The sequence below is a fragment of the Planomicrobium soli genome, assembly GCF_003014655.1.
GTDB classification, from domain to species: domain Bacteria; phylum Bacillota; class Bacilli; order Bacillales_A; family Planococcaceae; genus Planococcus; species Planococcus soli_B.
Map to the genome: position 1 here is coordinate 1 of NZ_PYAT01000026.1, position 12470 is coordinate 12470.

Consider the following 12470-nt stretch of genomic DNA (forward strand, 5'->3'; position numbering starts at 1 on the left):
TGGTCGTGGGGGATGACAAGATCATAAAGGGCGGCATAAGGACTGGGTTTCATGGACGGTCTGTCTGGCATCATGGTTATCCCTCCTTGAAGTTAGAACCAGTATACAACAAAAAAAGCACCAAATTTCTAAAATCAGAAATTCGATGCTTTTTCTTAGGGTTTTTCAGTGGCCTCGTAAATCTGGCACAGCTTTTTTTATTTGATGGAACGATAAGTCCAAAGAGACCCGGCAAAGAAAACAGCACAAATCCAAAGAAATGGTTCATGCGAAAACCAGACGCCTGCCGAAATTCCAAAGAACGACAAAATCGTAAAAACGCCGGCAAACATCCGGCTCTGCAAGTTCCGCTGATGTTCGCGTTCGCGTCCGTCGCGGTTTTCCAAGTAATGGCGCATGCGTTCAGGCTCTTCTAAATAGCTAATGATTTTTTGCGGCATAATGCGCAGTGGCCCGGATGCTTGGATAGCCCAGCGCAAAACGTCTTCTTTACCAAACATCTGCTTGCCTTCCCTTTGAGAAGAAGCCCACTCCAGGACACGCGGGCGAGCGAGTGCCAGCAGGTCTATGCCTGGATCCAACACGTGAAGCACTCCGACAAAAATGGAAGCAGCCCGGCCAAAAAAAGCGAATTCGGCTGGCAACTGGACTGGCTGTGTACGGACAATATCCTGCATATCACGCATCAGCCTTTCAACCACAAACGAATCCATTTGCAGCAATTCGTTTGACTCATATGCGGCTACAAGCCGGGCGATGGTATCTGCCAAAAGTTCACGGTCTGCATGCGGCAGCAGAAAACGCAATTCTTCCAGAGCATTAAGCACTTGGTCGTAGTTGCTGAAAACAATTCCTTCCGCTATCCGCAATACCGCTTGGGCATCTGATTTGGAAATGGTCCCTGTCATGCCAAAGTCGATTAGAACTATGGTTCCGTCCGGTTCAAGCAAAATATTGCCGCCATGTGGATCGGCATGGAATTGTCCGCCGTGCAGTACTTGTTCCAAAAAAAGGATAAACAATCGTTGGGAAATTTCATGGCGGTCCAAGCTGTTTGTTTCGATAAAAGCCAAATCCGTGATGCGTGCCCCTTCAATCCACTCCATAACAAGTACGCGACGCGTAGAAAACTCATCGAAATAAACAGGAAACCGTATGCCTTCCATTTCCTTGAAACGGTCTGAAAAAGACCGTCCACTCTGGAGCTCCTGCAGGAAATTCAGTTCTGCGCCGATAGTATCTGTCATCTCACGATATAGCTGGCGAAAATTGATTTGTTTAGCAAAAGGCGTAAATGTCCGTAGAAACCATATGATAATGCGCATAGCTTGGAAATCCGCCCGCAAAATCCGGTCGGTTCCAGGCCGCTGCACTTTGACCGCCACTTCCTTCCCGTCTTTCAAAATGCCTTTATACACTTCACCAATTGAAGCGGAAGCGACGGCTTCATCTGACAAGCTGCTCAAATATGTGGAAAGCGGTGAATTCCATTCGCGTTCCAAAACCGAGACGATTTTCTCCCGGGAAATTGAAGGGACCCGGTCAGTCAGCCCCTCGAGCTCTACTAAAAAAGATGTTGGCAAAATATCAGCACGCGTCGACAAAAACTGGCCCATCTTAATCATCAGCCCGCCAAGTTTTAACGCTAGAATTTTATATTGTTTCGCTTGTTTCGTAACCAAGGTGTTCCACTTTTCTTCGACGAGCGGATTCCAATTGCCCCGATGCCGGCGTTGGAAGAGCATCACCTGTATATAAAACTTTACGGCCATAAAAACAATGCGAAAAATACGGATAAATGCAATCTGATTCATTAGTGATGATCCCTCCCTGCGCTCCATTATAGAGAGAGATAGCGGAATAGTCCAAAAAGTGGTATGTTTTTAACGGATGGAGCAATTACAAAGGGGGATGTAAATGAATACGATTCATTACGAACAACATGGAAATTTGGCTTTCATAACATTAAACCGGCCGGATTCCATGAATGCTTTCAATTACGATATGCTGACTGAACTTGGCCAAGTAGTCGAAGCAATCCGCATTAATCCAGATATCCGCGTCGTTATCTTTACAGGGGCCGGCGACAAGGCATTTAGTGTTGGAGCTGATTTAAAAGAACGCAAAACGCTGACTGACCAGCATGTGAAACGAAATATTTTCAAAATCGGCGAAGTTTTTACGGTCATCGAGAATTTGCCGCAGCCAACGATTGCCATGATCAATGGTTTTGCTTTTGGCGGCGGGATGGAACTTGCCCTCGCTTGCGATTTCCGTATCATCGCCGACGATACACTCCTGGGCTTGACGGAAACGAGCCTGGCAATTATTCCAGGCGCAGGCGGCACACAGCGCTTGCCGCGTTTGATCGGTGAATCTAAAGCGATGGAACTCATCTTAACTGCTCGCCGATTGAAACCGGCGGAAGCGCTTGAATACGGCTTAGTGACCAAAGTGGCAGCACGGGATGAGCTTGCCGAAGTGACTGGCGAATTTGCAGATATGATGCTTGCAAATGGGCCGATTGCGCTGCAACAGGCAAAATACGCAATCAAAAATGGGATGAACGCGGATTTGCAGACAGGACTTAATATCGAACGAAAAGCATACGAGCTCACCATACCGACAGAAGACCGTCTTGAAGCGTTGAACGCCTTCAGCGAAAAGCGGAAACCGATATTCAAGGGAAAATAAAAATAAAAAGCAGGCTGCCAATTGGCAGCCTGCTTTTCTACTATTATTACAGATACTGTTCCATCCATCCGGAAATCTGCTCAAGGCGGGCAAAGCGCAGATTCGGTTTTCCGGTGCGCGACAAGTTATGGTCGGCTTCCGGGAAACGGACAAACCGGGCCTCTTTTTTCAACGTTTTTAGCGTTACATACAATTGTTCAGCTTGTTCAATCGGGCAGCGGTAGTCGTTTTCCGAATGCAGGATCAATAATGGTGTTTCCACATTAGAAGCATATTTAAGCGGCGAGTGCTGCCATAAAGTCTCGACATCTGTCATGTCTGCACGAATCTGCCAGTCGCTGAAATAATAACCGATATCCGATACCCCGAAGAACGAGACCCAGTTGGAAATCGACCGCTGAGTTACAGCCGCCTTGAAACGGTTTGTATGCCCAACAATCCAGTTGGTCATAAAGCCGCCATAACTTCCACCTGTTACGCCAAGCCGGTCCACATCAATCCAATCGTGCTCTTCAAGCACTCCATCAAGTGCCTTCATGATGTCTTCATAATCGCCTCCGCCGTAATCGCCGCGTACCGCATCGACAAATTGCTGGCTATAGCTATGGCTGCCGCGCGGGTTGACATAGAGAACGCCAAAGCCTTTCGCTGCCAACACCTGCATTTCATGGAAGAAGGTATTGGCGTACATCGCATGCGGCCCTCCGTGGATATTGACGATCAGCGGGTACTTTTCCCCTTCTGTAAAGCCACGCGGTTTCATGAGCCAGCCATGGACATCCCAGTCTTGCGCTCCTTTTCCGACAATCGCTTCCGGTGCGATCAGTTCTGTTTCTTCCAGATATGCTTTATTGAACTCTGTCAGTTGGGTGAGTTCGCCTGTCGCAATGACGAGCTTATACAGTTCCCCAGGATTAGTCGGATCGCTTGTTGCTAAAACAGCGAAAACGCCATCACGTGAAATGTCATATCCGTAGACATGTTCCTGCTCCTGTGAAGCTGGATAAATGGCTCCGTCAAGTGAAGCAAAGTACAGGCGGACATCGCCCATTGTCGACACTTGGAAATACAGATGATCGTCTTTTGTCCAAACAACAGGCGGAGCACTTGCGCCTTGTTGATGATCTGCTACAACATAATCACCGACCGGAGCATCCAGCCCTTCTGTCAGGCAGACAACCGACTGGCCAGGTACATCGTGAACATAGACTTTTGAATGTGTAGCGTTTTCATATTCGCGCGTCCCTCCCACGAAAGCGATTTTTTTATCGTCATGCGAAAAAGCGGCTCCTTCGAAATAGCCTTCTTCATCCATTACCGGCGTTTCTGTTTTTGTTTCGATATCATATAAAAACAGCGGCTGGCGGAAGATGAAATCGAGATTTTCTTCGCGCATCACGCCAAAGACCAATTTACCGCCGTCATGGGAAACGGCTTCCAAGTTATGATGATAATTGCCTTCAGTCAATTTTTCAACGTTTTTTGAAGCGATGTCCACAACGCCGATATGGCGATGAAAATCTTGGGGCACCAATCCTAAGCCGTCCATCTTATACTTCAGCTTGTCGACAATAAACGGTTCCGGCTTTTTCTTTTCCTCTTTTTCTTCTTTGTCTGTAAACATCTGCCCTTCTTTCACCATGGCCGCAAACCAGATTTTCTCGCCGCACGGCGACCAAAGAAAACTGTCTACGCCTTTTTCGAACTCTGTCAGGCTACGGGCTTCTCCGCCTCTTGCAGGTATTACGTATAATTGGTTTTTCTCATCACGCGTCGACAAAAAGGCGACGTATTTCCCGTCAGCTGACCAAGCGGGAGCAGAGACCCGCTCCTGCCCATGGGTCCATTGCGTAGTTTCGCCGCTTTCCAGATCTGTATGATACAAATGGGCAATATATGTATTTTCTTCTTCATCGATATGTGTCCGGACAAATACCGCTTCTGTGCCGTCCGGTGAAATTTTCGGGTTTGCGACAGATACCAATTTTGTTAAGTCTTTAATTTCTACAGCATTTTTCGCCAATGAAAGTCCCCCTTGATGCTATTATTTCGTAATTCGTACTAGTTGCTCTTTTACTATAATGAAAAATGTCAGTCTTTTCAATCAAATCAATAAAAAACCCGGTTCCGATAAAAATTCGGAACCGGGTTTGGATCATTTGCTCAATGCTTGTTCTTTTAGCGAGCGGCGAAGAATTTTTCCCGTCGTGTTTTTCGGCAATTCTTCTAAAACTTCAAAATGGGCCGGCACTTTGTATTTCGCTAAATGTTCTGCGCAGTATGCCTGAAGCTCTGTTTTACGGACCGAAGGATCTTTCAGTACGACATACGCATGCACCGCTTCACCGAAGGTTGCGTCAGGCAGCCCGACGACTGCAGCTTCTAGAATATCCGGGTGTGCGAACAGCACCTCTTCCACTTCACGCGGATAAACATTATAGCCGCCTACGATAATCATATCTTTTTTGCGGTCAACAATATAAAAATACCCTTCCTCATCGACACGCGCTAAATCGCCGGTATAAAGCCAGCCATTCCGGATAGCAGCACTTGTTTCTTCAGGCATCTTATAATAGCCTTTCATAACGTTTGGACCGCGGACAATCAATTCCCCTACTTCTCCAACAAGCACTTCTTCTCCAAGTTCGTTGACCACTTTGTTTTCTACATTGACGATCGATGTGCCGATCGATCCAACTTTGCGCTCACGGTCAATTGGATTGAAGCAAGTTACTGGGGAAGCTTCGGACAGTCCATAGCCTTCTGAAATCTTTACATTAAATTTTTCTTCAAAACTGTGAAGCAGCGCCACCGGCATTGCCGAACCGCCAGAAACAGCAATACGAATCGAATCAAAATCGGAAGTCTCAGTGCCCGGCAATTGATTCAAAAAATTATACATTGTCGGAACACCCGCGAAAACCGTTGCTTTGTGCTCTTTGATGGCGTCAAAAACATCTTTCGGATTGAATCGCGGCAAAAGAATTACCGTCGCTCCCTGCAAGAACGGAGCATTGACGACAACAGTCAAAGCGAACACATGAAAGACCGGTAAGGTGGCTATAACCCGGTCATTCGGAGACATCTGCAAATACTCACCAGTATCGCGGGCGTTGGAGTACAAATTTCCATGAGTCAACATCGCGCCTTTCGGTTTGCCGGTAGTGCCGGATGTATAAAGGATAACTGCGTTATCTTCCAAACCAACTGGCACGATAGCATGTTCATTCGACGCTGCTGATAAAATTCGAGTAAATGAGTGGACTTTTCCTTTTACAGCTTCCGGCAATTGGGACAATTTCTCAATTGTCGACGGCTCGGTTTCACAAATGACGTATGAAACGACGGCAGGAAGCATTTCATGTGCCTTTTCAACTAAAGGCAACAGTGCGTCTAACGCAATCACCGTTTTAGCATCACTGTTGTTCAATATGTAAGCGATTTCATCTGGTGCATAGATCGGGTTAACTGGAACAGCAGTCGCTCCAAGCCGCATGGTAGCATATAACGAAATAAAAAAATGCGGTGTATTGCCAAGCAGAAAAGCGACATGGTCCCCTTTTTCCACGCCAAGTGATTGCAGAGCATTTGCAAATTTTGCGACTGTCCCTTCAAACTCGCCATAAGATGTGTCTTTTCCCATAAAATGATACGCTGTCTTGTTGGAATCTTGAACGGCAATGTTGTGAACGTGTTCAACTAAAGTCATTTCCCATCCCTCTTTCATATTGAATGAATATTCATTCATAATTTTCGCTGTTTTTATTATAAAATAAATGTTCTGACAATACAACAGGCACCGTAAAGTTTACGATGCCTGAAGATGAGAAACATAACGCCAGCGAATCAAAAAGAAATATAGAATTTGAGCGATCGTAAAGCCAACAAGCACTAAAGCCATTTCGCCTAAAATTGATAGTTCAGCAAATTCATCCCATACTACTTGAAGTGAGATGAAAGCAAAAGCACTGTGCATCAGAGCCACTATCCATGGCAGGAAAAATTGCGGAATAAGCTGGCGGTTGACGATTTTGCCCAGCTCTTTTTCCGTCATGCCAAGACGCACAAGCAGCAAATATTGTTTCCGATCGCGTTCAAGCCCTGTATACAGCTTGAAATAAATGAAGCTTCCTGCAGCCAGCAAAAATACCGCCGCAACCATAAGCCCGATGAACAGCAGCAAGGCGAACGATGACTTGAACCAGTGGTAATCGTCTCCCGGATTTTCAAAAAAGAAATTCACATGCTGGAAGTTTTCCGCCTGCACTGCTTTTTCCATCGCCATTGCTAAATCATTTCCGATTCCGATCGTTTCGGTCCACTGAGGAATATGGAACGCATAATAAGTAAAATCGGACTCCCCTTGGCTAAACCCTGTTAACGGTTCGGAAACGTCTTCAAAATCCGAATCGCTGACGACGATGCTGTTAAAATTCAACGTATGGCTCGGAAAGAGAATGTGCGGATAAACTGTAGAAATGGAAATCGGCACATCGCTTTCCATGAAAGCGGTCTGAACTTCACTATGGGTCAACTGAGACAATGACTCCTTGGAATAAGGAATAAACAGCCCTTCCCCTTTATTCAGATTGACCGTTTCATATCCAAGTGTGTAAGCCAGCCGATTAAATTCAGAAGCCTTTAAAATATCCACTACGTTGCCTGAAAACTCCGATGTCTGCCGCTTGATTTTTAATGGGGCTATATCATAAGCAAGTTCCTTTTGCTCTAATTGCGCCACTAACTGGCTAATATGTTCGTTCTCCTGATTGTCGCTTTCAAAGGAGATATAAATCAAACTTAAGGGATTGAGTTCACGGTAATCGCCTGTGTACGAAGTGAAGGATGCGAGCGTTCCGACCGTTAAAAAAGCGACAGTCGAAACGATGGTCACAATAAAAAACATTTGGGCGCTGTCTTTTAGCTTTACAGAAGCTTCCGCCAAAGAAACAAGGCGCGTTTTGTTCCAGTAAATACTTTTTTTCTTCTTATAAATATTCAATAAAAAATGGATAGTATGGGTGAAAAACAAATAAGTTCCGAGCGTTGCAAGCGGAGGTACGATTACAACCATCTGGTAGACAGTCTGATCGGATACCATCGCCGCCAAAACATACGCACTTCCTAATAAAACAAGGCCCAAAATCGAAAGCAGGCCGGATACTTGGGTAGCTTCTTCTGTTTTCCAGTATCCTTGCATCAAATCGACAATGCGCTTTGTCCGGATAAACCCGACGCTAATTACCGATATGATGATAAAAAGACTGGCAAAAGCGGCAATTGTTAATAGGAATGGCTTCCAGGATACATAAAGCGGCAAGTAGTCCAGTGCCATAATTTCACGGCCGACCATAAAAAAGAACTTGGAAAAAGCAAATCCAAGGGCAATTCCTGCAGCCGTCGAAGCCGCTCCAAGAATCAGCGTCTCGAAAAACACCAATTTACTTAATTGTTTTTTAGTCATCCCCAGATGCATCAAGACACCAAACTCTTTTGAACGTGCCTGTAAAAATGCGCTCATCGAGTAAAACAAGAAAAAAAGCGTAAAAACATAAAGAACAATTTCCGCGATGAACATACCCCGAACCGCCAATAGCTGCAGCCCTTCTTCTTCAAAAAGCGGATGAAAAATGAACATGGAATAGACAAAAAATACCATGACCGAAAAAACGCTAGCCATCAAAAAGGCAGCATAGCTTCGCCGATTCCGGAGAACGTTACGGTAGGCGAGTTGCCGAAAGGTCATTAACGTTTCCTCCCAACAAAGATAAAACATTTAATATTTTTTGGTAAAACGTCTGGCGCCGGTCATCCCGGTAGATTTCATTGAAAAACTCCCCGTCTTTAATAAAAAGAACCCGGTCGCAATAACTGGCGGCTATTGGATCATGTGTCACCATGATGATTGTCGCTTGTTCTTCATTACTGATGGCAGATAACAGTTCCAGTACATCCCGAGATGCTTTGGAATCCAGGTTGCCGGTCGGTTCATCCGCAAGAATCAACGCAGGTTTATGGATAAGCGCGCGGCCGATGGCTGTGCGCTGTGCTTCTCCGCCTGATATTTCGTTTGGCCGTTTATGCAAAATCGATGTCAAATCCAACCGTTTCGCCATATCGAGCACCCGGCTGGCCATTTTATGGGTCGGAATATAATCGAGCGTCAACGGCAACACCAAATTCTCTTCGACTGTCAGCATCTGCAGCAAGTTAAAGTCTTGGAACACAAATCCCAGCTTTCGTCTGCGAAATAATGCCAGTTCATTTTTTTCGAGCATATGCGGTGCGATGCCATCGATTGAAATATCTCCGGAAGTCAAACTATCGATGGTTGAAATCAAGTTCAGCAACGTTGTTTTGCCACTTCCAGAAGGTCCCATGACGGCTAGAAATTCACCTTTTTTCACTTCGAAGCTCAATTGGTTCAATGCCCGGTGCGTCACTTTTCCCTCATAAACTTTCGTTACTTCATCGATTTTCACTAACGTCATTATTTTCCTCCTGTGATTCTGACTCTTGGTTGTAGAACATGACAGACACGGTAGTTCCTTTTCCTTTTTCGGAGGCAATATTGAGTTTGTGCCCCAATTTGCCGCAGACTTCGTTCGCCAAATACAATCCCATACCTGTCGACTCGCCAGTTTTCCGGCCGTTTTCACCTGTGAAAAATGCTTTTGTGACACGTCCTAAATCTGATGCTGGAATTCCGATGCCTTCATCCCGAATCGTCAATAGCGCTTGATCATCCTCACAAACAGCGCTGATGTAAACTTTTTTGTTCGGTTCAAACGTATACTTTACAGAATTCGTAAGAAATTGCCCGATGATGAATTTCATCCATTTTTGGTCAGTGAACACTGTGCATTTTTCATCAATATCAATTTCCGGATAAACCCGTTTCGAAATGAACAGCCGCTTGTTTTCTGTGATCATTTCCGTCACCATGCTGCGCAGCGATACTTTTCCGATGTGCATATCCTGTTCGAACGTATCGAGCCTTGCATTCATCAAGACTGTATCAAGCCCAACTTTTAAGCGCTCCACTTCTTCTCTTACGCTCGCTTTATCAAGTTCCTTTTCTTCCTGCAGCAATAGTTGCATGATCGATAACGGGGTTTTCATTTGGTGCACCCACTGGTTCATAAACTGCAAGTGCCGGTTTTGTGTTGCATATAGAGCTTGCACCTCATATTGATATAACTTGTATAACTGCTGCAAATACATATCGTTTTGAATTTGTTCAGGAGAACGGCCTTCACGTTGCAGCATATGTTCCATATCTGCCGGTTTGGCGGTGATTTTTTGATAATAACGGTAGCGTTTCGTAAAACGAGCGGCCAAAAATGTGACAATTAGCAACGTGCTGATGACAAACGAATAAATTGCCGTATCCAAATTGCGGAAGCCATCAAGCCAGTAAAGCAGCATGATAAAAGAAACGAGCAATAGCTGGAAGACGATGAATGCCGCATGTTCTTTTAAAAACAGCCGCAGCATCACATTTCCTCCTCATGAAGGAGCAGGCGATATCCGGCGCCGCGAACTGTTTCAATAGATGACTGGACGCTGTAATCAGCCAACTTTTTCCGAACCCGGGTCATATTGACGTTTAACGTGTTTTCATCGACAAACGTCTGGTCATCCCACAATTCTTCAAGAAGCTGTTCCCGCGTCGCCACTTTTGGATGCTGGCTCAACAAAATCTCCATGATAGTAGATTCTTTCTTCTGCAGCGGGATGACCGCCGTCTTCACGTGCAATTCCATCCGTTCCATGTACAATGCGATGCGGCCGACTTTCACGGAACGCTCTTCTTGTTTCGGCGCATATTCCCCATAAGCTCGCCGCAAATGGCTTCTTATTTTTGCAAGGACGATTTCATAATGAAAAGGTTTCGTGATAAAATCGTCCCCTCCGTTTTCCAATGCAAAAACTTGATCCATATCACCTGACCGTGCTGAAATAAAAAGAATCGGGCATGTTGTTTTCAATCGCAATTGGCGGCACCAATAATAACCGTCGTAAGATGGAAGGTTAATATCGAGTAGAATCATATGGGGATCAAATGCTTCAAATTCATCGAGAATCCGATCGAAATCCTTTGCGGTCTCCACTTCGTAATGGTATTTGCGCAGCGTTTCCGCCAACAACTCTGCAATTTTCAGATCGTCTTCTACAATGAATATCCGTTGAGCAGACATGCTGATTCCCCCTTCCTGTTTTCTTCCATTTTAACAAAAGAGCCTGCTTAAAAGCGGGCTCTTCAGAAATTCTTAATAAATTAATTTCAAAAATTCTTCTTTTGTAATTCCGCCTAAATAGGTTGGAATATCAAATCCACTGATTGCTTCGTCCAAAGAAGCCCGTTCGTATTTCACGCCTGTAATGGCGTTTTCAATTTCCGCCACATCGCCGACTCCGAAAAAGTCGCCGTAAATATTAACTTCTTTCACCAGACCGCCTTCCACTTGCAAGCGCACGTCGATGCCGCCTACCGGGAAGCGGTGCGAGTGCTTAACATTAAATTTCGGCGATTTGCCGTAATTCCAATCCCAATTGCCATAACGTTGTTTTGAAAGCTCCCGGATATTTTCCCAATCCTTTTCAGTCAACTCCCAATACTTCACATTTTCTTCTCCTTCAAAAAGCGAGTGAAGAATCGCCGAACGGAATTCGGTTACGGTCATCGGTTCTTTCAAAAACTCTGAAATGTTCGCTACGCGGCTTCGAATCGACTTGATGCCTTTCGATTCGATTTTTTCTTTGCTGACGTTCAGCGCTGATACAACGGCTTCTACTTCTGTATCAAACATCAATGTCCCATGGCTGAACATTCGTCCTCTGGTAGAGAACTGTGCGTTGCCTGAAATCTTACGGCCTTCAACCAACAAATCGTTGCGGCCGGACAGTTCTGCATTAACGCCTAAGTTTTGCAAAGCTTTAACAACCGGTTCTGTAAATTTGCGGAAATTACGGAAGCTGTTGCCGTCATCTGTCGTAATGAAACTGTAGTTCAAATTGCCAAGATCGTGGTAAACTGCCCCACCGCCAGATAAACGGCGTACAACATGTATTCCGTTGAAATCAACATAATCTGTATTGATCTCCTCAGCTGTGTTTTGATTTTTCCCGATGATAATTGATGGTTCATTGATATAGAACAGCAAGAATGAATCTTTTTCTACATCCATTGTATTCAACAAGTATTCTTCAATCGCTAAGTTAATACGCGGGTCAGTGATGCCTTTATTATCTACGAAATACATGGTCTCTCTCCTTTGGATTCAGTACTCTAATTAGTTTAACGGATTTTTTCATTTTATTCACCAGTAATGGTTGACGAATCTTCTCTGTTATAATACACTTAGCAAAACAAGAACAGTACTATAACAAAAAGGAGCTGGAACCAATGATTGAAAACGTTGTAGAGTATTTCAGAAACCTGCCCCCGAAACAATGTGCAACCTGTGGAGAAAAGATCGAAGAACAGCACGAGTGTTATGGACGCCAATGTGAATCATGTGATGAATTATGAAACAGAAAATAAACGTTGATTATACTTAGAAAGAAAAACTCCCTCAAATCCATTGAGGGAGTTTTTCAGGCTGTCGAGAAACTCTCGGCAGCTTTTTTCATTTCGCTCCAGGCGGACGCTTTCCGCGGGCACGGCCTCAGCCGCTCCCTTCGCTTCGCTCTGTCCAGGGTCTTCGGCTCGCGCTGGTCCCGCTGGAGTCGCCGCCTTCCGCTCCATTTGCGACTTTTGCAGGTTTTCATTG

General features: G+C 45.0%; 11 protein-coding genes. 2 read left to right on the forward strand and 9 right to left on the reverse strand.

The features are described 5' to 3' along the window. Positions 1–197: 197 nt before the first annotated feature. Positions 198–1814: an ABC1 kinase family protein gene (locus tag B0H99_RS17325; RefSeq protein WP_106534946.1), complete on the reverse strand. Its 1617-nt coding sequence runs from the start codon at positions 1812–1814 to the stop codon at positions 198–200. Positions 1815–1917: 103 nt separating this feature from the next. On the opposite strand from B0H99_RS17325, the gene B0H99_RS17330 reads away from it, so the two are divergent. After that, a complete protein-coding gene (locus B0H99_RS17330) occupies positions 1918–2694 on the forward strand; it encodes an enoyl-CoA hydratase-related protein (protein ID WP_106534947.1) in 777 nt (258 codons plus the stop codon). 46 nt (positions 2695–2740) lie between these two features. Here the strand turns inward: B0H99_RS17330 and B0H99_RS17335 are convergent, their stop codons facing one another. The 7 genes from B0H99_RS17335 to lplA form a co-directional block, all read right to left on the reverse strand. Further along, positions 2741–4717, reverse strand: coding sequence for a S9 family peptidase (locus B0H99_RS17335; protein WP_106534948.1), 1977 nt, complete (start codon positions 4715–4717; stop codon positions 2741–2743). 132 nt (positions 4718–4849) lie between these two features. Next, positions 4850–6403, reverse strand: coding sequence for a fatty acid--CoA ligase family protein (locus tag B0H99_RS17340; RefSeq protein ID WP_106534949.1), 1554 nt, complete (start codon positions 6401–6403; stop codon positions 4850–4852). A gap of 99 nt (positions 6404–6502) precedes the next feature. Beyond that, positions 6503–8440 (reverse strand): FtsX-like permease family protein, encoded by a 1938-nt coding sequence (locus B0H99_RS17345; RefSeq protein ID WP_106534950.1) that lies wholly within the window; start codon positions 8438–8440, stop codon positions 6503–6505. Continuing rightward, a complete protein-coding gene (locus B0H99_RS17350) occupies positions 8412–9185 on the reverse strand; it encodes an ABC transporter ATP-binding protein (protein WP_106534951.1) in 774 nt (257 codons plus the stop codon). Before B0H99_RS17350 ends, B0H99_RS17345 begins: the two co-directional genes overlap by 29 nt. Next, complete coding sequence (locus B0H99_RS17355) at positions 9163–10191, reverse strand: sensor histidine kinase (RefSeq protein WP_106534952.1); 1029 nt, start codon at positions 10189–10191, stop codon at positions 9163–9165. The genes B0H99_RS17350 and B0H99_RS17355 overlap by 23 nt, the downstream gene beginning before the upstream one ends. Further along, complete coding sequence (locus tag B0H99_RS17360) at positions 10191–10895, reverse strand: response regulator transcription factor (RefSeq protein ID WP_106534953.1); 705 nt, start codon at positions 10893–10895, stop codon at positions 10191–10193. The genes B0H99_RS17355 and B0H99_RS17360 overlap by 1 nt, the downstream gene beginning before the upstream one ends. Positions 10896–10967: 72 nt before the next feature. Continuing rightward, on the reverse strand, positions 10968–11960 hold the full coding sequence (gene lplA, locus B0H99_RS17365; protein ID WP_106534954.1) for a lipoate--protein ligase: 993 nt from the start codon (positions 11958–11960) through the stop codon (positions 10968–10970). Between the two features lie 143 nt (positions 11961–12103). On the opposite strand from lplA, the gene yhfH reads away from it, so the two are divergent. After that, positions 12104–12229 carry a protein YhfH gene (gene yhfH, locus B0H99_RS17370; RefSeq protein WP_106534955.1) on the forward strand — a complete coding sequence of 42 codons (126 nt, stop codon included), beginning with the start codon at positions 12104–12106 and terminating at the stop codon, positions 12227–12229. On the opposite strand, the gene B0H99_RS17900 is transcribed toward yhfH, so the two are convergent. After that, positions 12224–12470: hypothetical protein (locus B0H99_RS17900; RefSeq protein ID WP_181313702.1), on the reverse strand; the 247-nt coding region annotated here is incomplete at its 5' end. The genes yhfH and B0H99_RS17900 overlap by 6 nt on opposite strands.